This is a genomic window from Pedobacter sp. JY14-1, assembly GCF_029269825.1.
GTDB lineage: Bacteria > Bacteroidota > Bacteroidia > Sphingobacteriales > Sphingobacteriaceae > Pedobacter.
Genome location: NZ_JARJHU010000002.1, coordinates 1 through 24,995 on the forward strand (window position 1 = coordinate 1; position 24,995 = coordinate 24,995).

Genomic DNA, 24,995 nt, shown 5'->3' on the forward strand with positions numbered 1-24,995 from the left:
TAACACGTGGGAGAGTAGGTCGGTGCCCAATCTTAAAGAACCCTTGCAGCAATGCTGCAGGGGTTTCTTGTTTTATACCCAACCCAATTACGCTTATCCGTCTTCTCCCATCTGTTCTTTTCTTTTAATGCTCTTGCCACTGGTCTTGCTGATCCTCCTGAAGTCATTGAATACTTGTCGGTTTTAGTAAGCTTTAATAGTGTATGCAGTCCCATTATAGATGAAATTTAAACTATGATTAAGCTCATCTGTTTTGATAATACAGATCACCATAATAATATGCCTGTTTGAAAAGCTAAATGCAATATTTTTGGTATATTTGGCTTTAATTTGAAAAGTAAAAATATAGGTAAATGAGTTTTTTCGCAGAAAAGAGACGGGAGGTAATGACGCACATTGAAGGCTATATGCTGGAGAATATGCATAGTTATCTAAAACCGATTGATACAAATTGGCAGCCATCTGATTTTTTGCCTGATTCTTCGAGTGAGACTTTTTATCAGGATATAAAAATACTGCGCGAAAATGCGAAAGGATTATCGTATGACCTGGTAGCCGTGCTGATCGGAGATACGATTACGGAAGAAGCCCTGCCTACTTACGAGTCCTGGTTGACGATGGTCGACGGAGTCTCCAGATCGGAAGACGGAGGCTGGATGAAGTGGACCCGTCACTGGACGGCAGAGGAGAACCGTCATGGTGATCTGTTGAACAAGTATCTTTATCTTTCAGGCCGGGTCGACATGAGACAGATGGAGATATCTACTCAATATCTTATCGCAGATGGCTTTGATATCGGAACGGGTCAGGACCCTTACCGGAATTTTATTTACACCAGTTTTCAGGAGCTGGCTACGAATATCTCTCACAGAAGGGTAGCTTCTCTGGCCAAGAAGTCTGGTGATCATCAATTGTCCAGGATGTGTGGCGTGATTGCATCAGATGAAGCGAGGCATGCGAAGGCTTATAAGGACTTTATCCTGAAGATATTCGAGGTTGATGCGAGTGAGGCGATGATTGCTTTTGAGGATATGATGAGAAAGAAGATTGTGATGCCTGCTCATTTTCTGAGGGAGATGGGAATGAAGATCGGACAGACTTTTGGCCACTTTACAGATGCAGCCCAGCGTCTGGGCGTTTATACGGCGGTGGATTACGTTGAGATTATGCAGCAACTGATTGAGGAATGGAAGATTGAAAGTGTACGCGATATGAATGAGGCGGGAGAAAAAGCCCGTGATTACATCATGGCACTTCCAGCTAGGTTGTTGCGCGTTGCTGAGCGTATGAAGGAGCCGACAATGGAATATAAATTTAGCTGGATAAATGCATAGTGAGGGCGTCGGTCCTCTTGAAGCGGTTTAAAAGCGACAATAACAATAAAGGGGCTGAAGATCGTATCTTCAGCCCCTTTTTAATACAGTTCATTGTTCTTTAGCCACAACTACTTTCCTGGCTTCTGAAACTGGTGGGTAAGTTCGGTAATTGGTTCGCCAATACAGCCGCTTGGCATTTGTATGCGCAGCATGGCTGCAAGGGTTGCTGCAATGTCTGTCATGTAATATGTCTTGTTGGTTTTGCCAGGATTGACATTCCAACCCATAAACACACAGGGGATATGCGCATCATAAGGATACCATGCACCATGGGTGGTTCCGGTGCTGCCACCGCCAAAATAGCCTGATTTCAGGATGTAATAGATATCTCCACTCCTGCGTGCATTATAACCATACGTTATTGCGCTTTTGATAGCCGGAGGAAGTGTAGCATCACTTAGTCTGGCGAGATCGACTGCATCCGCAACGCCTTCCTGGAGTTTGAGCGTTTCAATGATCAGTGCTTTTATGGCATAGATATTTGCATTTGCAGCTTTTATGGCATCATGGTCGAGGTAAAGCTGGCTGTTGGTGGATGTAATAATTGCCTTGTTCACATTGTATTTCTGGGAGATGGTCTCATTCAGGCTTTTGATTACTTTAGAATCACTGAACAGTCCTCCGGGAAGTTTATTCTCTGTCATGAATCCTGGTACATGTGCTACGCCATGATCAGCAGAAAGGAAAAATAGATAATTCCCTTTTCCGATCCTGGCGTCAAGGTAATTGAAGAAGTCTTCAAGGTCTTTATCCAGGCGGAGATAAGTATCTTCAGCTTCGATAGAGTTGGGACCGTATTGATGCCCGACGTAATCGGTTGCAGAGCAACTTACCGCCAGGAAGTCGGGATTACTGCCGGCGCCAAGATGTTCCGCCTGAATAGCTTCCTTGGCCAGTTCAAGTGTTATGGTATTACCGAACGGGAGGCTTTTGATCATATCGAAGTTTTTGTCGATATAGAGTTTTAAAGGATGCGGAAAGGTAGGGGATTGTTCACCTCTTGACTTTCCTTCATAAGGCTTATCATCTGCCGTACTTTGCGTATAGGTTGCAATAGGATAAAGTGTGTTCCAGTTCTGACTGAAATATTTATTGGCGAGTTTTCGCTTGTTAAAGTTGTTTACCCAATCGGGTAGTTTATCCATGTAATGGGTGCTGGTAATCCAGTCACCTGTTTGGCCATCATACCAATAGGCTGCATTGGCGGTGTGGCCGGCAGGTAATATGGAACCTCTGTCCTTGAGCGAAATCCCGATAACCTTGCTTTTGAAATTAGTGGCCAGCCTGAGTTCATCGGTAATGGTGGTCACGAGCATGTTTTTCGGAGACATTAAACCTGCCCTTGTATCGCTTCCCACTGTTTTTACCGTGGTGTCTTCTGCACAATAAACATTGCGTTTGAGTTCCGGATCGTACCAGTCATTGCCAATAATCCCGTTAATTGCCGGAGTTGAACCGGTATAGATGCTGGAGTGACCGCAGGCGGTATATGTCGGTGTATAAGGGATGAATGTATTTTCGGCAGAGAACCCCTGGTTAACCAGCCGTTTGAAGCCGCCGTTGCTATAACGGTCATAGTAGCGGTACAGGTAGTCCCAGCGCATCTGATCGACTACCATACCGATGATAAGTTTTGGACGGTCGATCTTTGCCGGAAACTGGGCGTTGGTCTTTGTTGCTTTTTGCTGGGCGCGGGAAGTGGCGCACATCAGGGCAAGGCCAGCAAAAAGTAAATAGATTTTCTTCATTATTGTGTAGTTAATGATGCTAAGGTACTTATTCATCAATAACATCATATGACCATTATGTAAATATTTTATAGCACTTCGGCAACGACGAAGGTGCTGCCGCCTATAAAAATCAAATCGCTTTCTGACGCTGCATTTTTCGCAGCGGAGAGTGCTTCAGACGCGCTGGTATAATGTTGGCCGTATAAACCTTTATGACCTGCCTGCCTGGCAAGTTCTTCTGAAGGTAACGCCCTCTCCAGGTCGGGCTGACAGAAATAATAGGCAGCTTCAGCGGGCAGGAGACTAAGGACTGTACTGATGTCTTTGTCCCTAACCATACCGATGACCATATGCAGGTGTTCATAACGGGTGTTCCGGATGTTCTGAAGGACTTCACGTATTCCGGCTTCATTGTGCCCGGTATCACAGATGATGATCGGGTTGGTATCGAGTAGCTGCCATCTGCCCTGGAGGCCTGTCAGTTGCTTAACATGTGAAAGTGCCTGGAAGATGGCTTTGTCTTCCAGCGTATAGCCCAGCTTGCGCATTTCCTGTACAGCACGGATAACGGTGATGACGTTTTTCAACTGATAATTTCCGGTAAGATCCAGTTTGAGGTGCTCAAAAAGCAACCCTCTCTGATCTGCCAGGTTAATGTCCCAGAAACCTTCATCCATACTGGCTTTTTGTATTTCCAGTTCCTGATCTGCAAAGAAGATTTCGCTTTGGGTTTCCCGGGCCTTATTTTGGAATACGCTCTCGGTTTCCTGATGACGCTCTCCGATAATCACGGGTATACCAGGCTTTATGATACCTGCTTTTTCACCCGCTATTTCTCCGAGCGTGTTACCAAGCATTTGCGTATGGTCCAGGCTGATATTGGTAATGACCGAGAGCACAGGAGTGATTACATTGGTGGAGTCGAGGCGTCCGCCAAGACCGACTTCGATGATCGCAATATCTACTTCCTCTTCTGCAAAACAGGCAAAGGCGAGGGCTACGGTAACTTCAAAAAAGGATGGACTGAGTTTTTCTATTGTATGTCTTTGTTGGGCAACGAAAGCTGTAACAAAGTCTTCAGAGATCATAACTCCATTGATCCTGATCCGTTCTCTGAAATCTTTCAGGTGCGGTGAAGTATACAGGCCGGTTTTGTATCCTGCCTGCTGAAAAATTGCCGCAAGCATGTGAGATGTGGAACCTTTTCCATTGGTGCCGGCGACATGTATGCTTTTGAACTTGTGTTGGGGATTGCCCAGCTTTTCGCACATGGAAAGGGTGTTGTGCAGATCTTTCCGGAAAGCCGACGCACCTACACGAGTAAACATGGGCAATTTACTATAAAGATAGCTAAGCGTTTGCTCGTAATTCATGGACAGGAATTTGAGAGAGCAAAAATAGAAATGCTAAAGGATTATTTTACCTTAAAGTTGAAAACAACGACACCTACCTGGATTTCAGGTCCGTTTTCGGCAGCAGACAAGCTTGCGCCCAAAACAGCGGCCCGGCATTTTTGCCAGAGTTCACGGTCATTTAAAGTTGTTCCCTTAACACCCGGAATTGCATCTATAACTACGCCGGCACGGTTTATCTTGATACGAACCGCGATTTTACCTGTTTTCTGGCCATCGTCCTGCGGGGTGACCAGGTTGGTAAATTTCCTGAGCGGGATTGGCGTGTCTCCGAATCCGGAACCCCCTTCACCATAGTTGTTGGACAGTGGATCACCATTTTTGGAGCCCTGGTTTCCGGGAGTCGAGCCGGTACCGTCGCCTCCGCCGTTACCAGTGTTGGCCTTGCCTTTATACAAAGCATTCTGGTTGATCACCGGTTTAGAGGGTTTTTCTTCTGTTGTGGCTGTCGGTGTAGTCGGTTTGGTTACCTTTTTGGTATTTACGCTGACTGCTTCTTCGGTATTTTGGGTTACGATCTCTTTATTACTGTTGTTAGCTGATGGTGTCTCAGGTGTCGGTTTTTCAGTTACGACTTTATCTGGCTGCTTATTATTAGCATTGGGGTCTGCTGACGGTTCCTCGATACTGGTATAGTCGGTACCCATTCCCTCTACTGAAGTTCCGTAATTGACCACAATACCACCCGTCCCTAAATCGGGCTGAAAACCTCCAATGACGATGAAGAAGCTTAGCGCAAGCAATGCCCCCATAATGCCAGCAGATATGGCAATTGCCTTAGGGTAATTATTTTCTTCTTTTGGGTAGGTCATTATTTTTTTGGTTCTACGGCCAGTACTACCTTCAATTTTAACTTGTTAGCGATATCAAAGACCTGCATCGTATTTTCAATGGAGACACCTCTTGCCACGTAAAGTACAATGGTGAGATCAGGCGAGGCCCGCTGATAAACTTCGACGGCAGATTGAAGGTTTTCAAGCTTTGTCGGCTGCTTGTCTACAAAATAGTTGAGCTTATCATCTATTGATACTGTAACGGTTTTTTGAGCAGAAGATTGCTGCCCTGATTCTGAACGGGGCAAAAGCAGCTTCACTACTTTTGGATTGACTACTGCAGACGCGAGCAGGAAGAACAAAAGCAGGAAGAACATAATGTCGTTCAGTGCAGAGGTATGCACTTCTACTGTTCCCTTATTTCTTTTGCGTAGATTCATTACTTTCCTGGCTCTTCTAGTAAGTCGATAAATTCAATTGCATCGGTTTCCATCCTCAATATGATGCGTTCGACCATCATATTCAATATATGATAAAGGACGTAGGAGATGATACCTATGATCAGACCGGTGGCAGAAGTAATCATTTTGGTATAAAGACCACCTGAGATCGTGCCAATTTCAATGGCACCTTTGATCGACACGTCATGAAAAATAGTAATTACACCAATGATGGTACCTACGAATCCAAGCATTGGTGCTATACCTGCAATGATCCCAAGTATGCCGATGTTCTTTTCAAGTTTTGAGACCTCCAGCTTTCCGTTATTTTCAATTGCCGCTTCTATGTCTTTTATAGGTCTTCCAATGCGCTTCAGTCCTTTTTCAAGCATCCGTGCCAATGGAGAATTGTTATTTCTGCATAATGCAATTGCGTTGTCAAGCCTGCCATCGTGGATGTATTGCTTGATTTGCAGCATCAGGTTGGATTCAGTCCTGGAAGCTTTTCTGATGGTGAGGTATCTTTCAACGAAGATAACCAGGCCGAGAAAGGCCAGAAAGGCGAGTGGGATCATGACCCAACCACCTTTGAACAACAGGTCAATGAAATGGATCTCGGTTTCTGCCGTGGTCAAGGGCTGTGTTAAACTGTTCGCGGAATCTGCAATCTGATTGGCGGTGTCCAAGGCACCCTGTAGCAATGCAATCATACTAATCTATTTTCTTTTTGTGTGTTTGTTCTGAAATATATATAACTCTGGATTTTTTAGTTGCTGCGCAAGGACTTTACGTCCTTCGCGTGCGCTGGCTTCATCATAAAATGTAGCAATACTTATTTTTATCCTCTTTTTTCCCGGCATGTTGGGTATGATCTTAGGATTCATCCCTCTACTTTTCATTTCTGCAACTATCTGGTCGACTTCTTTCCGGATGACGGAAGCACCGATGATCTCCCAGGTAGTGACCGTATCCGGGCTGACAGGGGGTGTCGTGTTCATCAGGGAATCTTTCAGTACTGTACTGTCTGTCGCAACTAAAGCACTGGTGTCGGACTTTGATAATGAAGTGTCGGGTTTTACAACTGTTTTGTGATGAATTGTATCTTGTTTTGAGGATGTAGTATTAAATGTCTTCTGGTTGATCAGATAGAAAGCGGCAGCTGCAAGTATCAGAAGAACTAAAGTGACAATCGCATAGGTGGTGTATGCTGGTTTATGCCGAACAGGAACCTCAGCTTCCGGGTTTTCTTCTGTGTGATCAGGTTGTCGGGATGTCTCCAGATGATGTGCTTTGTCAAAGTCCCAATAGGAATCTGCAATTGCAGGTGTCTCTATGTCATTTCGCTGTTCATTTTCAGCATATATTGCTTCTTTCCGGGTTTCTTCTGCACTTGGGATCTCTGCGGCATCCGGATTAGTTTCCTCATTAATGGTAACGGAGGCTTGTTCATCGGACAAAGGCTCGGGTATATTAGAAACAGGTAAGGGATTTTCCGCTGATCCGGTTTCCGGTGCCTTAATCACCGGCAAGCCATAATAATCCAGGCCGATAGTCGTATCGGACGGGGGAATATAGCTTATATTCCCGCTTTCTGAGAAAAGCTTGCCAAGTGTACCTAAATCTGCACTCCCCTCTGTTGCGAGCTGCCGATGGATGGTGGCTACGAATTGTTCAATGTAGTAAGCTGCAGATTCAGCAGGAATATCCTCTTTGAATCCGATATACTCCGCGAGACGGTTGTCCACATCACCAGGGATAAAGTCCAGGGTATAACCCGGTGGAAGAAATATATGGTGCTCAACGTCATACCTGCCCGGCGATTTTTTTTTCCGAAGGATGCCAAGCCCTTGAATACCCACCTCTTTCTGGGTATTTAACAGCTCGGTAACATACGACAAGATATCCATTCGGGTAAAAATAAATTTAAATTCTGTATCGGTCAACTATTAATTCAAGCAGTTAAAAGGAATAACTGATGCCACCAAACATGTTTATTCCAATCGCCTGGTAATAAAGGTATTTACTATATGACGTATTCAGGAGATTGTTCACACGCAGAAAAGCAGAGAACTGGTTATTGATTTTGTAGGTGGCACCGGCGCCTAAATCGACAAATCCCTTTACCGTCACTACCTTTTCGTTGGCAGGGTCAGGTATGAGGTAGGGATTGGCAGGGGCGGACAGGTATACTTTTGCCTTGCTTTCTTCCTGCAACGCCACAGAAGCCTCAAATGTTATTTGTTTGGTAATGTTATAACGCAGGTCTGAGCTTAACCGCATCTGGGGTTTAAACCAGCTTTGTGTTTCAGCAGCAGGCTTGTAATCTTCAAAATTTAGTTTTCCGGTCCATTTCAGCGCATCACTGACCTGAACGGACAACTCGCCCTCCAGGCCAACCAGTTTCATGGTGCCGAAGTCATAGATCACATCAAACTTATTGAAATGATCAAAATTATTCACGAACAAAGGCATATCTTCAATGCGCTTGTGATAGATTCTTGCCTTGTAGCCGAATCCGGGACCACCTGTACCTTTGATGCCACCGCTGATGCTCAGTTTTTCAACGGTATTTTTTATTAAGATATTGCTGTTCAGCCAGGCATTCTCGTCCGTATATTGTTTAAGGGAATTGCGATTGACGTCGCCTTTTACTTCTCCAAATACCTGCAAATAATCAGGTATTAACGTAAAATCGGCAGTTACAACGGGAAAAATACGGGTAGAGGAGAAGGCTCCGAATTCCTGTACAAAGTTAATACCCGCATTGATCTTCACGCCACTGGCCTGCAGACGGATATACGGATTGAGCTTCAGGATATTGTTGCCTACACTTACCGCTGAGTCCTTGGTATTTCCAAACTCTGCAGATGCGGCAAGTCCGAGATTAAACTTACTGATTCGCTTATTCATGTAGCCATTCAGCACAATCGAATTTTCCCTGGCATTGAACTTATCACTCCAGATGTATCCGTTTGCCTTTGCCGCGTAACTGAAAGCATCCGGATCTTCTGTAAATTTATTGACCACTTCACCTTCAGCTTCAAAGAAATTGAAAACTTGCCGCTCCGGATTAGGGTTCAGCGCGGGGTTCGCTTCATCCTGCCCATAGAAATAAAGCCCGTTGCGCTGGAAGTTAAGCTTGCCACTTAACGTAGCAGTCTCACCGATACTCCTTCCGAATATACTGAGTTTTTGCTGGCCCGATTGCTGCTTGTTCAGCTTACCCGACTGGCTGAAATGCTGGAAATAGGCTCCTGCCTGCATGGCCTCGTCTTTACCAATGTTGACGTATGCTTCACCAAGTATGGTTTTAGCGGTTCCAAACCCACCTTTGACATAATTGTTGATCAACGTATCTTCGCGTTCAGCCGCTACCTGCTGCGCCTTAAGTTTGTCGATATCGGAGTTCATCTCCAGTTTTCTGTCCGTAAGGCTATAATTGAATTTTGCCTTATACGTCTTGACGTCATTGAGATCAGGACTCCTTCTGAGTTTTACGGCTTCTGCCAATATTGGCTTGTATGGCCGTACGACTTCTATTTCCTCAGTTACCGCTTTCTCTTCAGTCTTCGTCGGTTTGGTGTCTTGTGCCATGGTGCTCAGTACAGCTCCGGCAGACAGTACAAGGGTGATATATATGATTTTATGAAATCTCATGTGATGGGTCTTATTTAATTTTCTGCAATTTCTCTTTAGCGGTAGGCACTATGTCATCTTTGCCCTCGTAATTGTCAATGATGCTCAGTAAGGTACTTTTTGCCTGAAGATTGTCTTTGAGCGCAACATAGTTGTCTGCCAGCAGTATAAATGATTTGGCTACCCAGTAGTCATAGGATGGCATATTGTTAATAATGTCAAAGCAAGTCTTTGTAGAAGTTTTATATTCTTTCTTTATATACTGCAGTAATGCGATATTGTACTTAGCTTCAGCTGCTGCAACGGTTTTGGTACTGTTTACCACAGCATTAAAGGCCTTGGTGGCCTGAACAGTATCGGCTTTTAACAAATAAGCTTTACCGGCATAAAGATCAGAAGCATTCTTTTCTTCCTCTGATGATTTTTCAGATTCCTTGATCAGCTTTACGTATTTCAGCATGTCGTCGGGCATCTTCATCGCATCATAAGCCTTGATCAGGTTATTGATCGCATAACTGTAGTGCGCTTTATAATCTGATGTGGTCTCTAAACGTTTCAGGTAAACGATGGCTTCATTATACTTTTTCTGGTTCAGATAAAGTTCGGAAATGCTCATGAGCGAACGCTCAGTATAGTCGCTGGTCCAGTCATTGAGGATATATTCGTAATCCGCGACTGCTTCAAGCGGCCTGCCGATTTTGACCAAAGACTCGGCCCTTATAAACTTAGCTTCTTTGTCATGTATGGCTTTAGGGAATTTATCAAAATAGGCATTCACAGCCTCGAATGCGCCCTGGAAATCACCCTTCAGATAACGGTTGCTTACGCCCTGGAACAAAATATTGTCCTGTTCAGCTACAGAATAGTTGCCGATAGGAGTAGAGTTGGCATAATTTATAAAGCCTTCTGAATCCCCTCTGTCTACATAAATATTTTTAATGGATTCCAATGCCTGCTTGGCTTCTTCCGTACTGGGGTAATCCGCAATTACCTTTTTGAAAGTTTCCAGTGCTTCGTTGTCCTTATCCTGATTATACTGTACCAGGCCGATCGTTACCAGTGCCCGGGGCACATAGCTACTTCTGGGGTATTTTTGGATCAGCCCGGTAAGGTCTGCCCTTGATTTTTCCAGATCTCCCTTATTGAAATAGGTATACGCGGTCTCAAATCCGGCATCATCGGCATAGTTAGAGTTTGGATACTGTACCAGCAAATCCTGCATGGTAGCGATTTTGGCATCGTTCTGATTTTCCAGTCCCTGGATCATACCACGCTGAAAAAGTGCGTAATCCTCACCGGTAGCCCTGCTCGCAATGATCTTATTATAATTGTTCATGGCATTGCCATAACTCTTATTGACGAAATAGGCATCAGCAAGGCGGATGATCGCATCGTTAACGGTCTTCTGGTCCTTATCGTTACCCGCAAGGAAGCGTTCGAAATAGGTAGCCGCTTTACCATACCGCTCGTCTTCAAATGCAGCATATGCAAGCGCATAGTTGGCGTAATTGTAGACTTTGGTCCTTGGAGCCCCGGGCAGATCCAGAAAAGTTTCGAAGTGTTTTACGGATTCTCCAAACTTCCGGAGCTCATAAGATGCTTCTGCTTTCCAGTAGGTGCTCAGTGCCAGGATCTCTTCATCCTGGGGGAATTTTTCTGATCTCAGAAACATGGAAAGCGCATTGGGGAAAGCCCTTTCGTTGTAAAATTCAAGTCCCCTGAAATAAGTCGCTTTCTGATATGCCTCTTTGGCCGCGGCCGATTTGTTTTGCAGCGGTTCGAGGATATCTACTGCGACCTGGTAATTTTTACTGGTCAGCAGGATCTCTCCGAGCAGGGTTTTGGCTTCATTGATCTTTCTGGACTGGGGAAACTGCTTGATGAAGCTCTGGATAGACTCGAGTGCCTGTGCATTGAAATCGAGTTCATAACTCAACCGGGTATAGTTCAGCCAGGACTCTTCCTGTATCACCTTATCAAAATCTACCCTTGATGCCCTGAAAAAGGCACTTCTGGCCTTCTCCTTGTTCTTAAGCTCTATAAACGTCCTGCCCAGCGTGTACATTCCGTTTTGCAGGTAGATATCATCAGTGTCCAGTTTTTCTAATATAGTTACTGCTTCAGTATATTTCTTTTGAACAAAAAGGGAATATCCGTACTGATAGATATAGAGATTGTTCTTCTTTCCTGTCTTGTCTTTGGCATAGAATTCCCTGAAGTACTTTTCTGCATTTACAAAATCTGACTTTGCAAAGTACGATGCAGCAATAATGCTAAGCATCTCCGCTTCATACTGCTGTTTGGAGTTCCTGATAATAGGAATCGCATAGTCGATCACATCATCATAGCGCTCATCAAGATAATACATTGAAGTGATGTAGTAAGGATAACTCGCTTCGTAAGTCGGCGAACCCTTTAACTTTTCAAAATTGGCAAGTGCAGTTTTATATTCCTTATTGAGATAGTTGATATAAGCAAAATAATAGGTAGCACTTTCCTGAAAAGGGGACTTATCCTTTTTAACGGCTTCGAATAAAGGTTCGGCCTTTTCAATGTCGTCTTTTACAAAATAAGCATAGCCTTGCTTAAATTGGTATTCCAGCCTTTGCTTGGCAGAAAATAAATTCGGATCGGCCTTCTCGAACCACTCCAGGGCCTTATCGTAATTCTTTTGGGCAAAATAAGATTTACCTACGTGGAAATAAGCCAGTTTGGCATTTGGGTTCAGTGGATAATCACGTATAAAGCTCAGAAACAGACTTTCAGCATCATCGTTACCAAGTTCAAGCGCGCAAACCGCGGCATAAAACTTCGCGTTTTCCTTTAATAAAGACAATTCCGCATTACTTTCCTGTTGAGAACCTGGTTTTTGCCTGGTCTGTTCTACCAGTTTAAACTGCTGGGCCGCGGCAACAAATTTCTCGTTATCCAGTAATTCCAGTCCTGTTCTGTAATTTTTGTTGAGATGAACAAGTAAACTGGATTGCGCAAATGTGGAAGTAATGCCCCCTGCTAATAACAGCGGTATCAAAAGGTATCTTTTCTGCATCTGGTTTCAAATATGGTTGGTGCTAATATAAATATAGTATTATGTGTTATGCTTACAAGAAATTAACATCTGTTGATAACAGAGGATTAACGAAAATAAAGCAGAATTGGTATCTGACAAGACTTAGATCAGGCTTAATCCCTTTGTGAGGCCAGCAGATAAAGGACGGCCATTCTTACTGCTACGCCATTTTCTACCTGGTCCAGAATGATGGATTGATTGCTGTCGGCAACGTCACTGGTAATCTCCACACCTCTGTTGATCGGGCCGGGGTGCATGATCACAATTTCTTTGTCGAGGCTGTTCAGCAGCTGTTTGTCCAATCCGTACATCATTGCATATTCCCTGAGCGATGGAAAGTATTTAATGTCCTGGCGCTCCAGTTGTATCCGGAGCATGTTTGCCACATCACACCAGTTTAATGCCTTTATCAGGTTATGTTCTATTCTGACGCCCAGGCTCGCCATGTGTTTGGGGATTAATGTTGCCGGTCCGCAGACCATCACCTCCGCACCAAGTTTCTGCAGGCAGAGAATATTGGAGATCGCTACCCTGGAATGAAGGATGTCACCCACGATCACAACCTTTTTCCCAGCCACATCACCCAGCTTTTCCCTTATGGAGAATGCGTCGAGTAGTGCCTGTGTAGGGTGTTCATGTGCACCGTCACCTGCGTTAACAATCTGGGCCTCAATGTGCCTGCTCAGGAATTGACCTGCGCCTGCGTAAGGATGCCTCATGACTACCATATCGACTTTCATGGCGAGGATATTATTTACGGTATCAATCAGCGTTTCACCTTTACTTACAGAAGAGGAAGATGCTGCAAAATTGATTACATCGGCAGACAGTCGCTTTTCAGCAAGTTCAAAAGAAAGTTTTGTCCTTGTAGAATTTTCGAAGAAAATATTGGCAATGGTAATGTCCCTTAGCGAAGGTACCCTCTTGATGGGTCTGTTAATGACGTCTTTAAAATTATCTGCAGTTTCAAAAATCAATTCAATATCTTCTCTGTTGATATCTTTTATACCCAGAAGATGCCGGGTTGATAATTTATCTGCTGCCATATTTTATTTAATGCTTTCTGATAGTAACACGACTTTATCTTCACCTTCCGTCTCTTCCCAGCTCACCCTTACCATTTGAGAATTGATGCTGTCTATTTTCTGGCCAATATAATCTGGTTCAATAGGCAATTGTCTTGAGAATCTCCTGTCAATCAATACCATCAGTTCTACTTTAGCAGGTCTTCCATAAGCAAGCAGGGCATCCATTGCTGCCCTGATCGTACGCCCGGTCCAGAGTACGTCGTCGATCAGAATTACATTTTTGCCTTCAATAATGAAATCAATATGGTTGCTGCTTGCCGAGACAATGCCATTTTTTCTCCGGAAATCATCACGGAAGAAAGTGATGTCAAGGTCACCCTTTCTGATGCCGTTTTTTTTCAGAATATCGGAAAGCTCATGGTGTATACGATTGGCGAAATAGGGTCCGCGGGGCTGAATACCAATTAAAACTGTATCGGAAAAATCGCCGTGGTTCTCAATTAACTCGTGGCAAAGCCGCTTAATTGTGATCTGGAACTTTTGGCCGTCTAGCAGGGTTCTCGTTTGCATTGACTAAATGATTGCACAAATATAGGTAATTTGTTTTAATGCCCAACCAGGGCTTTACTTTCATTTTTCTGTCCTGGTCCCAGACTGCTGTTATAGTTAACGCCCCAGGCATCATACCGTTTCATTTGTACCCTAAGTCTCCGCAGAAAATCATCGTAATTGCGTTTTTTACCGGGACTCCACAGGAGCTCACTTAATGCGTCAAGCCTTGGGAACAGCATATATTCTGCTTTGGAAGGGTTGGAAATATATTCAGTCCATAAGTTTGCCTGTGCTCCCCAGATATATCCGGCTTCTGCCGGGCTCAGTGAATTGGGTACCGGGTCATAATTGTATACTGAGCTCAGAGGCAGGTATTTTGCTGCCGTCAGCGAATCTTCCTTAACAGACTGTGCATGGTTAAAGTAAAGAAAATTTTCGGGGGTCATAATTACCCTGTGCTTTGTCTTTACTCCATATATCCCACCTTTTTCTCCCCGCCAGCTCATGACAACGGCATCAGCTTGTAAACTTCCTTCAAGTATCTCATCCCAGCCAATGATCGTTTTTCCTTTACTGTTGACGAACTTCCCGATCCGGTTAATCATATAGTTCTGGAGGTCATTTTCATCTTTCAATCCTTTTTCACGGATTATCTGCTGGGAAACCGGAGATCTTTTCCACCATATTCTTGAGCATTCATCACCTCCGATATGGATATATGGAGAAGGGAAAAGGTCCATGACTTCTGTAAGCACGTTTTCAAGAAACCTGAAAGTCTTTTCTGTAGGTTGTAAGACATTGTTGAACTTATTGAATATTCCCCAGGTTTGCGCCACTTCATATTTCTTATCAGGCTCCGTCCCCAGGTCAGGATAAGCAGCCAGTACGCTTAAGCTATGACCTGGCATTTCGATTTCCGGGATGACGGTAATATATCTATCGGAAGCATAATTAATGATGTCCTTTATTTCATCCTGCGTATAATAACCTCCATACCTTTTTCCGTCGTTTCCGACGCCGGGATAAAGACCTATAATTGTTCCCTTACGCCAGGCGCCAATGCGCGTCAGTTCGGGATATTTTTTTATTTCAATACGCCATCCATGGTCATCGGTAAGGTGCCAATGGAAGTAATTCAGTTTATGAAAAGCGAGGTAGTCAATATATCTTTTGATAAATGTTGTACCAAAAAAGTGCCTGCTGACATCGAGATGCATGCCCCTGTAATCAAATCTGGGATAATCCAACACTTCTGCACATGGGATTTCAGGTCTAATTTGCCCGTTTCCTGGCAGTGTCAATAATTGCAGCATGGTCTGCATGCCATAAAATATGCCTTTATCTGAAGATGCAGTCAGTTCTACGACATCACTAGTTACCGATAACCGATATTGGTCATGGTGTGGTGCCACACTTGCAGTCCTCAAAAATCGGATTGCATTTTTTCTATTTTCGTTATGGGTATATCGGGCAATACCAATATGTATGTGGTAATACCGCAATAGGTAGTCTGCTAAAAAATCTGCTGATTTGGTCAGTTCAGGATCACTGATCAAAATCAAAGTATTATTGCTCAATTGAAAATTAAGACCGTTTTTCAATTTAAGCTCAACAGGCTGCGGGATAATGGCAACAGCAGCAGGTTGAGGGAGCGATTGCGACCGGCAAGGTACTGAAAGCGATAGTGCAAGAAGTAAAAGAATAGCGGAAAATTTCATCGGAGGTTAGTTGAGATAAAAAAAAGAGGGCGCTCATATAAGCGCCCTCCGAAATATCAGTTAAAAACAATTATTTATTTCTTCCTGTTTTCTTCGCCTTCCATTTGTTGTTTAAGTTGTGCAAGCACACCCAAATCACCCAATGTAGACTTTTCAACTGCATCTTTTACTTTTTTAACCGCATTGCTTGATGCTTTTGCTTCTTTCTTCTTGGTTGCTCTTTCTTCAGCTACAGCTTCAGCCCTTGCTTCTTCCCAGATGCGGGCATGAGAAACAACGATACGTTTAGCGTCTTTGTTAAACTCAATGATCTTAAAGTCATTGGTTTCATCAGCTTTGATTGTACCTCCGTCTTCTTTAGCCATATGCTTGGTAGGAACAAAGCCTTCAACACCATATGGTAATGCGATAACAGCACCCTTGTCGGTTACTTTTACAACAGTTCCCTGATGGATTGAATCTACAGTAAATATAGTTTCAAAGGTATCCCAAGGATTTTCTTCCAGTTGCTTGTGGCCAAGGCTCAGCTTGCGGTTTTCTACATCAAGTTCAAGAACCACTACGTCCAGTGTATCACCTACTTTAGTGAATTCATTAGGATGGTTCACTTTCTTAGACCATGAAAGGTCAGAAATGTGGATCAGCCCGTCAATGCCTTCCTCAATTTCAACAAATACACCAAAGTTAGTCATGTTCTTAACTACTGCGGTATGTTTGCTTCCAATAGGATATTTAGCCGCAACATTTTGCCAAGGATCTTCAGTCAGCTGTTTAATACCCAGGCTCATTTTGCGGTCGTCCCTGTCAAGGGTCAGAATTTCCGCTTCGATCTCATCACCAACTTTCAGGAATTCCTGAGGGCTGCGCAGGTTTTGTGACCATGACATTTCAGAAACGTGGATCAGTCCTTCAACACCAGGAATGATTTCCAGGAACGCACCATAGTCAGCTACAGTAACGATTTTACCTTTCACTTTAGATCCAACGGCCAGGTTTTGATCCAATGATTCCCATGGGTGTGGAGTCAGTTGTTTCAAGCCCAGAGCAATACGTTTTTTCTCATCATCGAAGTCAAGCACAACGACATTGATCTTCTCGTCAAGGCTAAGTACTTCTTTCGGATGCTCGATACGGCCCCATGAAATATCAGTAATGTGAAGCAATCCGTCAACACCGCCAAGATCGATGAATACACCGAAATCAGTGATGTTTTTAACAGTTCCTTCAAGTACCTGTCCTTTTTCAAGTTTAGATACGATCTCCACTTTCTGGCTTTCCAGATCGTCTTCAATAAGGATTTTATGAGAAACAACTACGTTCTTAAATTCATGGTTGATCTTAACCACTTTGAATTCCATAGTCTTTCCAACATATACATCGTAGTCACGGATAGGCTTGATATCAATCTGGGAACCAGGAAGGAAGGCTTCAACCCCCATGATATCAACAATAAGACCGCCTTTGGTACGGCTTTTAACGAAACCATTGATGATTCTGTCGTTTTCAAGAGCTTCATTAATTGTCTCCCATGACCTTTGGGTCTTGGCACGTTTACGCGACAGGATCAATTGTCCGTTCGCATCTTCAGGAGCCTCAACAAAAACATCAACCTTGTCGCCAACTTTCAGTTCCGGCATATCACGGAATTCAGAAGCAGATACAAGACCGTCTGATTTGAAACCAACGTTCAATACTACGTCCTTGTTGTTAATGGAAACAACAGTTCCGCTGATGATCTCGCCCTGCGTGATCTGGTTGAAAGTATCGGTATACATGTCTTCAAACTTTTTACGGTCTGCTTCGCTGTAATTTCCGAAAACTTTGTCGTCCGCATCCCAGTCAAAATCCTGATCAGGGGTTGCAAGTGATGATTTGATCTGCTCGATCGACACCGAATCAGCTTCTGATTCAATGGTTTCTTTCTCAGCCAGACGAGCGTCTGCGCCTTGTAGTTCGGCTTTTTTAGCCTCTAGTTCTTTTTCTGCTACTTGTTTTTTAGCCATTAAAATTATTTCTCCTTTTTCCCCTTATTAGGGGAGGGCAAAGATAGATATTTATCTTTTTAAAGAAAGAATTTTTTTGTAAATCTTGTTGATTTTGAATGGATTGAAATTTAAATCAATGCTTCCTTTGATTCTTTTTCCGGCCACGCCAGATCAAAAAGCCGGTAACCGGCAGGCTGGCAGCCACGAAACTGGCACAAAATGCCAGGATTTTGCCCGGAAGTCCTCCAATGGCACCAACATGTATATCGTAATTCGCACGTAAAAGTTTGTCCGCAAACCTCGTCTTTTTAAACTTTCCGTAAACCTGGTCCACATTGATTTCCTTAAGACTATATTGATCATAGTACAGGTAACTAGTCTTCCAGTAAGTTCCTGTCTCAGGATTCAGCGCCACTTCAATAGTTGCTTTCGGGCTGTCCGGGACATGTACCTCAATAGAGCCCTGATAGTCCGGATGCGCTTTTAATGTCCGGGCCCAAAGGATGTCGATAGCCGGTTTGGGAACAACCGGGACCTGCGTGGTATCTGAAAAGCGCTCCTCAAAATAATTCAGTGCCTTGCCTCCCGAAGTGATCCAGTAGGTAGATTTGGCGAACCACTGAAAACCCATTACCAATCCGGAAAAAGCAATAAAGATCAATATCCAGGTGACGTAAAAACCCAGTACGCTGTGCAGATCATAGTTTACCCGCTTCCAGCTGGCATTCCACTTAACGGTAAATCTTTTACGGCTTGTCGCGGCATTTCTAGGCCACCAGAGTATCAGCCCCGAGAGGAGTAAAAAGAAGAAAAGCAATGTAGCCGTAGCCAGTACAGGCTGACCAATTTCAGGGGGCAGCCATAAATAGTAATGTCCTTTGATCATTATACGGAAAAAATCCGTGCTCATGTCTTTTACCTTAAGCACCGATCCGGTGTAAGGATTCAGAAATACGATCCAGTAGTATTCGGGTTCTGCCGCGTAGTAGACGACTGTAGCCGCTTTTCCCTTTTCATAACCTACACTATGTGCATGTTTGCCAGGTACCTGTTTATCGGCGATGTTTTTGAGTACAGAAGGCTCCAGGTAAACCCTGTTTTCCGGTTTTACAAAACGGTAAGGCTGAGTGAAATTTTCAATCTCCCTTTCAAAGGCAAGGATACAACCTGTTATACCAAGAAAACATACAAAAAGGCCGGAAATCAGTCCCATGCACAAATGGACCTGTCCAATCCAATATTTGAACCTGAATTTTTTTCTGATCAAAACGGTTTTATTTAGATTTAGTCTGATTTGCAAAATAAGCCAACTCCGCCCATATAAGCAACTTGTTTTTAAAATATCAGACCGGGCATTTACATCTGTACAATTTCTTTGGTCATTAATGAGAAGGCCATAGAAAAAGGATCAGTGAAGGCGAGATCAGCAAGCAGACCAAACTGAGGACTGGAAATAACAGGCCAGGCATCTGGCCTGTTATTTCCAGCCTCCGCCAAGGGCTTTATAGAGATTGACTACAGCTTGCAATTTTTGTAGCTTGTCCGTTGTGCTGTTCAGCTGGGCGGAAAGCAAACTCTGTTCGGAAGTCAGTACATCTGTATAATTTGTTGCAGAACTATATCGCAGCAGTTCCTTGGTATAATCTACTGCCTTGGTCAGCGAAATGATCTGCAGATTTCTCGTTGTTTCTTTTTCACTTGCAGCCTGATAGGCATATAAAGCATTGGAAACTTCCTGGCCACCGGTCAGCAACGATTGCTGAAATGCGAAAAAAGCCAGTTGCTGCTGGGCCTGCGCCGTTTTTAATCTGGCTTTGTTCTGTCCTTTGTTAAAGATGGGCTGGGTCAGGCCACCAATGATGTTATAGAAGATCGAATGATCAAAGAAGTTCTTTACATCGAGTGTAGAAAGCCCACCACTGGCAGTAAGCGTCAATGCCGGGTAAAATGCAGCCTTTGCCGCATTCGTATTTTCAAACGCTGCCCGTAAGGCAAATTCAGATGCCTGTACATCAGGACGGTTTTGCAGTAGCTGTGCAGATACGCCTGTCTTCAGATCACTATAGGGCTGCTGGATATCCAGGGAAGACCTTGTTATCGTTCCGGCAGCCCTGCCCAATAATATACTGAGGGCATTCTCAGCCTCTCTGATGCTCCGTTTAAGATCCGGGATGCTTACCTGCGCCGCGTAGAGATTAGCTTCGCTTTGTACCACCGCCGCACCTGTTACAACAGCACCCGCCTTCAATTCCTTCATGGTCTCCACATCACTTTGCCTGATCCTCACCGTTTGCTCAGTAATGGAAAGTTGTTTGTCCAGGGCCAGTAAATTATAATAAGTATTGGCAATATTGGCAATCAGCTGGGTCTGTACCGCACGTTTTGTCGCTTCAGTTTGTAAAAGTGAGGCATATGCAGACCGTTTCGCGCTACTCAGCCGCCCCCATATGTCTGCTTCCCAGCTTGTACTCAGTTGTCCTTTATAAGTCTGGGTTTCCGTATTGATGTTGATTCCCGAAGGAAAGTTAAGCGCAGCTTTTGATTGTTTAGCGTCAGTTACGGAAAGGTCTGCGGAAAGACTGGGCAATAATGCAGCCCTGCTCTGTATCAGCGTTGCTTCGGCAACCCTCATCCGTTCAATGGCCTGTTTCAGATCCAGGTTCTCCTTAAGGCCCTGTTGGATCAGGTCCTGGAGCAAAGGATCATTAAATAAAGTCTTCCAGGGCAGATCGGCTATGGTAGCCGTGTCAGCAGCTGACACATCGCGGTACAGGCCGCTGCTGTTCACCGCGGGACGTTCATACTTTTTGGTAACGCAGGCTGTAAGCAGCAGGATACCAAACCCGATAATGAAATATATTTTTTTGAAATTAGCATTCATGTGTTCTTAATGATTAGTGTTCACGGGTATCTGTTTCCGGAAATTCAAATGCAGCCTGTTCATTATCTATCCCTTCATCAAAAGGAGACTTACTGCTTACCTTTTCCTGGAGCGTCTGGAAAATAATGAAGAGGGCAGGAATTACAAATACCCCGAATAAAGTTCCGATCAGCATACCGCCTACAGCACCTGTACCAATAGATTTGTTTCCTGCGGCACCAACACCGGTAGAGAGCATCAGCGGCAGCAGGCCCAGGATAAATGCAAATGAAGTCATCAGGATAGGACGGAGACGGGCGGTTGCGCCGTCAATCGCCGCTCTGACGATACTCATACCTTTTCTCCTCCGGTCTACCGCATACTCTACAATCAAGATCGCATTCTTTGCCAGAAGTCCCACCAGCATGATCAGCGTGATCTGCGTATAGATATTGTTGTCCACCTTAAAGAGCTTATCAAATAGGAACACGCCCGCAAGACCTACCGGCAGCGAAATCAATACGGCAAGCGGAAGGATATAGCTTTCATACTGGGCACAAAGCAGGAAGTAGACAAAAATTACGCAAAGCAGGAAAATAAAAATGGTCTGGCTGCCGCTGGAGACTTCCTCACGCGAAAGTCCGGAAAACTCATAGCCATAGCCCACCGGAAGATGGATGGCAGCTTCTTCCTGTATCGCCTTGATCGCATCACCCGAGCTGTAACCTGCATTCGGGCTTCCGGTCACCGAAATCGAGGTGAAAAGGTTAAAACGGGAGATAGCCTGAGGGCCATATACTTTTTTAAGTGTGATAAATTCACTTACCGGGGCCATTTCACCTCTGGCATTTCTGACATAAATAGCATTCAGACTCTGCTCGTTGGCCCTGTACATGGCATCGGCCTGATACATTACCCGGTATTGCTTGCCGAATTTGTTAAAATTCGATGCATATACACCCCCATAATACCCCTGCAGTACATTCAGTACATCACTCACAGTAAGTCCGGCCTGTTTCGTCCTGGCTACATTTACATCCACCTCATACTGTGGAAAGTTAGGGTTAAAAGAAGTCGACGCATACTGTATCTCAGGTCTTTTGCCCAATGCCGCCAGGAATTCGTTGCCTACTGCATTAAACTTATTGATGTCGCCGCCGGTTTTATCCTGCAACTGGAATTCAAAACCTCCGCTTGTTCCAAAACCCTGGATAGTAGGAGGGGCGAAGAAGATGATCTTTGCACCCTTAATGTTGGCGGTGCGCGCAAATAGTTCTCCGATAATGGCCTTAACATCACGTTCGCGTTTGTCCCAGGGGATTAGCCTGCTGATGACCATTCCATAGGAACTTCCCGTGCCGCTGATCATACTCCTGCCCACCACCCGGATAGAATTTTTTACCTCCGGAATGGTATGTACAATACTGTCGATCTGGGCAATTACTTCGTTCGTCCGCTCCTGGGAAGTAGACGGTGGAAGAGAAATATCCGACATGATCGTTCCAAGATCTTCGTTGGGTACAAAGCCTTTAGGCGTTGTATTCATCGCCCAGATCAATACTGCTGTGAACAATACGATGCCCCCGATGGCAATTGACTTTCTTCTGGCCAGGAAGCTTACCGAACGTTTATAACGGTTGGTCATCAGGTCAAAAGAAGTATTGAAGGCGGCATAAAAACGCTGCATAAAATTCTTCTTATGTCCGTGGTCATCTGTATGAGGCTTCAGGAAAAGGGCACAAAGTGCGGGGCTTAGCGTCAGCGCATTGATTGCAGATAAAATGATCGAGATCGCCAGCGTCAAACCAAATTGCTTGTAAAATACACCCGAAGATCCTTTAATGAAACTCACGGGAATAAATACGGCAGCCATTACCAGGGTAATCGAGATAATTGCACCCGTAATGTCCTCCATGGCGTCAATCGTTGCCTTCTTAGCAGATTTGTAGCCATGGTCAAGTTTCGCGTGGACAGCTTCAACCACTACGATCGCGTCATCTACCACAATTCCAATGGCAAGCACGAGTGCAAACAATGTAAGCAGGTTGATGGTAAAGCCAAACAGATTCAGAAAAAAGAAAGTACCGATAATCGCCACCGGAACACTGATCGCAGGGATCAGTGTAGACCTGAAATCCTGTAAGAAGATAAATACAACGATGAACACCAGGATGAACGCTTCAACAAGTGTATGGATTACTTTTTCAATAGAAGCGTCCAGAAAGTCATTGACATTGACCAGCGGTGCATAATGTACGCCTTTAGGGAAACTTTCAGAAGCAATGTCAAGCACCTTTAAAGAGCCCTCAATTACTTCTTTAGCATTTGAGCCGGCCGTTTGGTTAATGGCGATACCCAGCGCCGGCTTGCCGTCGAAACGCACCGAGCTTGCGTAGCTTTGTGCACCGAGCTCAATCCGGGCAATGTCCTTTAGCCTCAGTACCTGCCCGTTATCCGCAGTCCTGATAATGATATTGCTGAATTCTGTCTCATTTTTCAGCCTGCCTGAATATTTCAGTGTATATTGAAACGACTGGTTGCCCTGTTCGCCAAACTGGCCGGGTGCAGCCTCAATATTCTGCTCGGCCAGCGCAGTACTGATGTCATTAGGCACAAGGCCGTAAGTCGCCATCACATCCGGCTTCAGCCAGATGCGCATCGTATAGTCCATCAGGCCAAAGGCACTTGCATCACCCACACCATTGATCCTTTTGATCTGGGGGATCAGGTTAATATTCGCGTAGTTCTGCAGAAACTTCTGGTCATAAGAAGCGCTATCGCTGTAAATACCAAAGATCAGCACATTACTTGCCTGCCGCTTCGCCGTTACCACACCGGCACGGGTCACCTCGGCAGGCAACAGACTGGTAGCCCTGGAAACCCTGTTCTGCACGTTCACTGCAGCCAGGTCGGGGTTGGTACCCAGTTTAAAATTAATGGTGATTGTCGCGGTACCATCATTGCCTGCCGTAGAGGTCATATAGGTCATGTCCTCTACACCATTGATCTGTTCCTCAAGCGGTACTACTACACTGTTCATTACCACATCGGCATTTGCACCCTGGTAAGAAGCAGAAACCTGCACCGTCGGCGGCGCAATTTCAGGGTACTGTGAGATCGGCAGGGTAACCAGACCCAAAATACCCAGTATGACTATGATAATAGATATAACCGTCGATAGAACGGGTTTCTCGATAAATTTTTTAAACATAAACTAGTTTTTAAGCTCCGCAAAAACAGAATCCGCGTTCTTTTCTTCAGGTTTGATCTCCGCACCATCCTTTAAAGACTGGAAACCTTCCAGTACAATCTTATCGCCCGGCTTCAGGCCTTTTGTCACTACATAGAAACTTCCCTTAGGTATGTCCATGATCCCGATCTCTGTATTTTTGACATTACCTTTCTGGTCAACCACATACACGAACTTCTTACCCTGAAGGTCTGTTGTCGATTTCTGGGGTACCAGTAAAGCGTCATTCAGATGCTGCGGGATACGTACAGATGCACTTGCACCGCTGCGCAGCAACATTGACGGATTGGTAAATGTGGCTCTGAGGCTCGCCGATCCGGTATTGGTATTGATCAGCCCGTTAATCGACTCCACCTTTCCATTTTCAGCATAGGTTGTACCATCGGCAAGCACGAGCGCAACCGGAGGAATGTTCTTCATTTGTACAGCCAGTGTATTTCCTTTGTAAGTTCTGGAGAAATCCAGCAACTGCTTTTCATTCAGTGAGAAATAAGCATAGATCTTAGAAATGTTCGATACTGTAGTTAGGGGCTGTGTACTGGTTGGGCTCACCAGGCTTCCAGCCTTAAAGGGTATGCTGCCGATCACCCCGTCAACCGGGCTCGTAATCCTGGTATAACCCAGATTCACCTTCGCATTTACCAATTCGGCCCTGGCTTGTGCCAGTGCAGCCTGACGGCTTTGCAAAGTCAGCTGGGCCGCATCCAGCTCATATTTACTGATAATATCCTTTTCTACCAGTGGCTTTGTCTTATTTACCTGGAGCTGTGCTGTATTTACGGCTGCTTCTGCGCTGCTGATCGACGCGGCTGCCGTTCTGACCAGTTGCTCATACTGCGGAGCATTGATGGTAAACAGCAGCTGGCCTTTTTTTACGGTCGCGCCTTCATCTACCCATATCTTGTCAATGAACCCTTCCACCTTCGGGCGTATGTCTATATTTTGTATGCCTTCAAGTGTAGCCGGATAATCTGTTTCCAGGGAAGTCGGTTGCGTCTTTACCGTAAGCACAGGGTAAGACTGAACCTGATTTGCACCCTGGGCGCCTTTATTCTGATCGCTGTTTCGGCATGAACTGAAATTCAATAATGCAGGTACGATTAAGCAGACTGGATAAATTGTTTTTTTCATCTGAATTGTTTTGTTAAATAGGGGGTAAGCCATC

The 24,995-nt window shown here is 44.6% G+C and carries 17 protein-coding genes; 1 reads left to right on the forward strand and 16 read right to left on the reverse strand.

The window, feature by feature from the left end; all coding sequences use genetic code 11:
- Window positions 1-353 precede the first annotated feature (353 nt).
- Window positions 354-1,334 (forward strand): acyl-ACP desaturase, encoded by a 981-nt coding sequence (locus P2W84_RS05095; protein ID WP_276089037.1) that lies wholly within the window; start codon window positions 354-356, stop codon window positions 1,332-1,334.
- Window positions 1,335-1,444: 110 nt separating this feature from the next.
- On the opposite strand, the gene pafA is transcribed toward P2W84_RS05095, so the two are convergent.
- The 16 genes from pafA to P2W84_RS05175 form a co-directional block, all read right to left on the reverse strand.
- Window positions 1,445-3,124, reverse strand: a complete 1,680-nt coding sequence (gene pafA, locus P2W84_RS05100) for an alkaline phosphatase PafA (protein WP_276089038.1) — start codon at window positions 3,122-3,124, stop codon at window positions 1,445-1,447.
- 68 nt (window positions 3,125-3,192) lie between these two features.
- On the reverse strand, window positions 3,193-4,479 hold the full coding sequence (locus tag P2W84_RS05105; protein ID WP_276089039.1) for a folylpolyglutamate synthase/dihydrofolate synthase family protein: 1,287 nt from the start codon (window positions 4,477-4,479) through the stop codon (window positions 3,193-3,195).
- Window positions 4,480-4,520: 41 nt separating this feature from the next.
- Window positions 4,521-5,330 carry an energy transducer TonB gene (locus P2W84_RS05110; RefSeq protein ID WP_276089040.1) on the reverse strand — a complete coding sequence of 270 codons (810 nt, stop codon included), beginning with the start codon at window positions 5,328-5,330 and terminating at the stop codon, window positions 4,521-4,523.
- Window positions 5,330-5,731, reverse strand: coding sequence for a biopolymer transporter ExbD (locus P2W84_RS05115; RefSeq protein WP_276089041.1), 402 nt, complete (start codon window positions 5,729-5,731; stop codon window positions 5,330-5,332). The genes P2W84_RS05110 and P2W84_RS05115 overlap by 1 nt, the downstream gene beginning before the upstream one ends.
- Window positions 5,731-6,441, reverse strand: coding sequence for a MotA/TolQ/ExbB proton channel family protein (locus tag P2W84_RS05120; RefSeq protein WP_276089042.1), 711 nt, complete (start codon window positions 6,439-6,441; stop codon window positions 5,731-5,733). The genes P2W84_RS05115 and P2W84_RS05120 overlap by 1 nt, the downstream gene beginning before the upstream one ends.
- Window positions 6,442-6,447: 6 nt before the next feature.
- Window positions 6,448-7,638 (reverse strand): hypothetical protein, encoded by a 1,191-nt coding sequence (locus P2W84_RS05125; protein WP_276089043.1) that lies wholly within the window; start codon window positions 7,636-7,638, stop codon window positions 6,448-6,450.
- 52 nt (window positions 7,639-7,690) lie between these two features.
- Window positions 7,691-9,388 carry a TonB-dependent receptor gene (locus tag P2W84_RS05130; RefSeq protein WP_276089044.1) on the reverse strand — a complete coding sequence of 566 codons (1,698 nt, stop codon included), beginning with the start codon at window positions 9,386-9,388 and terminating at the stop codon, window positions 7,691-7,693.
- 10 nt (window positions 9,389-9,398) lie between these two features.
- Complete coding sequence (locus P2W84_RS05135) at window positions 9,399-12,416, reverse strand: tetratricopeptide repeat protein (protein ID WP_276089045.1); 3,018 nt, start codon at window positions 12,414-12,416, stop codon at window positions 9,399-9,401.
- Window positions 12,417-12,550: 134 nt separating this feature from the next.
- Window positions 12,551-13,483 carry an aspartate carbamoyltransferase catalytic subunit gene (locus P2W84_RS05140; protein ID WP_276089046.1) on the reverse strand — a complete coding sequence of 311 codons (933 nt, stop codon included), beginning with the start codon at window positions 13,481-13,483 and terminating at the stop codon, window positions 12,551-12,553.
- Between the two features lie 3 nt (window positions 13,484-13,486).
- Window positions 13,487-14,035, reverse strand: coding sequence for a bifunctional pyr operon transcriptional regulator/uracil phosphoribosyltransferase PyrR (gene pyrR / locus P2W84_RS05145; protein ID WP_276089047.1), 549 nt, complete (start codon window positions 14,033-14,035; stop codon window positions 13,487-13,489).
- A gap of 35 nt (window positions 14,036-14,070) precedes the next feature.
- Complete coding sequence (locus P2W84_RS05150; RefSeq protein ID WP_276089048.1) at window positions 14,071-15,735, reverse strand: beta-N-acetylhexosaminidase; 1,665 nt, start codon at window positions 15,733-15,735, stop codon at window positions 14,071-14,073.
- A 74-nt stretch (window positions 15,736-15,809) separates the two neighbouring features.
- Window positions 15,810-17,738: a 30S ribosomal protein S1 gene (gene rpsA / locus P2W84_RS05155; RefSeq protein ID WP_276089049.1), complete on the reverse strand. Its 1,929-nt coding sequence runs from the start codon at window positions 17,736-17,738 to the stop codon at window positions 15,810-15,812.
- 115 nt (window positions 17,739-17,853) lie between these two features.
- Window positions 17,854-18,987 (reverse strand): PepSY-associated TM helix domain-containing protein, encoded by a 1,134-nt coding sequence (locus tag P2W84_RS05160; RefSeq protein WP_276089050.1) that lies wholly within the window; start codon window positions 18,985-18,987, stop codon window positions 17,854-17,856.
- Between the two features lie 210 nt (window positions 18,988-19,197).
- Entirely contained in the window at window positions 19,198-20,601 is a 1,404-nt protein-coding gene (locus P2W84_RS05165; protein ID WP_276089051.1) for an efflux transporter outer membrane subunit, read from the reverse strand.
- 13 nt (window positions 20,602-20,614) lie between these two features.
- On the reverse strand, window positions 20,615-23,791 hold the full coding sequence (locus P2W84_RS05170; RefSeq protein ID WP_276089052.1) for an efflux RND transporter permease subunit: 3,177 nt from the start codon (window positions 23,789-23,791) through the stop codon (window positions 20,615-20,617).
- A gap of 3 nt (window positions 23,792-23,794) precedes the next feature.
- Window positions 23,795-24,961: an efflux RND transporter periplasmic adaptor subunit gene (locus P2W84_RS05175; RefSeq protein WP_276089053.1), complete on the reverse strand. Its 1,167-nt coding sequence runs from the start codon at window positions 24,959-24,961 to the stop codon at window positions 23,795-23,797.
- Between the last annotated feature and the right edge of the window lie 34 nt (window positions 24,962-24,995).

What these genes read in the sequence shown, in the direction of transcription:
- pafA (WP_276089038.1), bottom strand. Translation starts at nt 3,124, where the DNA reads ATGAAGAAAATCTATTTACTTTTTGCTGGCCTTGCCCTGATGTGCGCC.
- P2W84_RS05150 (WP_276089048.1), bottom strand. Translation starts at nt 15,735, where the DNA reads ATGAAATTTTCCGCTATTCTTTTACTTCTTGCACTATCGCTTTCAGTA.
- pyrR (WP_276089047.1), bottom strand. Translation starts at nt 14,035, where the DNA reads ATGCAAACGAGAACCCTGCTAGACGGCCAAAAGTTCCAGATCACAATT.
- P2W84_RS05170 (WP_276089052.1), bottom strand. Translation starts at nt 23,791, where the DNA reads ATGTTTAAAAAATTTATCGAGAAACCCGTTCTATCGACGGTTATATCT.
- P2W84_RS05130 (WP_276089044.1), bottom strand. Translation starts at nt 9,388, where the DNA reads ATGAGATTTCATAAAATCATATATATCACCCTTGTACTGTCTGCCGGA.
- P2W84_RS05140 (WP_276089046.1), bottom strand. Translation starts at nt 13,483, where the DNA reads ATGGCAGCAGATAAATTATCAACCCGGCATCTTCTGGGTATAAAAGAT.
- P2W84_RS05095 (WP_276089037.1), top strand. Translation starts at nt 354, where the DNA reads ATGAGTTTTTTCGCAGAAAAGAGACGGGAGGTAATGACGCACATTGAA.
- P2W84_RS05115 (WP_276089041.1), bottom strand. Translation starts at nt 5,731, where the DNA reads ATGAATCTACGCAAAAGAAATAAGGGAACAGTAGAAGTGCATACCTCT.
- P2W84_RS05135 (WP_276089045.1), bottom strand. Translation starts at nt 12,416, where the DNA reads ATGCAGAAAAGATACCTTTTGATACCGCTGTTATTAGCAGGGGGCATT.
- P2W84_RS05165 (WP_276089051.1), bottom strand. Translation starts at nt 20,601, where the DNA reads ATGAATGCTAATTTCAAAAAAATATATTTCATTATCGGGTTTGGTATC.
- P2W84_RS05105 (WP_276089039.1), bottom strand. Translation starts at nt 4,479, where the DNA reads ATGAATTACGAGCAAACGCTTAGCTATCTTTATAGTAAATTGCCCATG.
- P2W84_RS05125 (WP_276089043.1), bottom strand. Translation starts at nt 7,638, where the DNA reads ATGGATATCTTGTCGTATGTTACCGAGCTGTTAAATACCCAGAAAGAG.
- rpsA (WP_276089049.1), bottom strand. Translation starts at nt 17,738, where the DNA reads ATGGCTAAAAAACAAGTAGCAGAAAAAGAACTAGAGGCTAAAAAAGCC.
- P2W84_RS05110 (WP_276089040.1), bottom strand. Translation starts at nt 5,330, where the DNA reads ATGACCTACCCAAAAGAAGAAAATAATTACCCTAAGGCAATTGCCATA.
- P2W84_RS05120 (WP_276089042.1), bottom strand. Translation starts at nt 6,441, where the DNA reads ATGATTGCATTGCTACAGGGTGCCTTGGACACCGCCAATCAGATTGCA.
- P2W84_RS05175 (WP_276089053.1), bottom strand. Translation starts at nt 24,961, where the DNA reads ATGAAAAAAACAATTTATCCAGTCTGCTTAATCGTACCTGCATTATTG.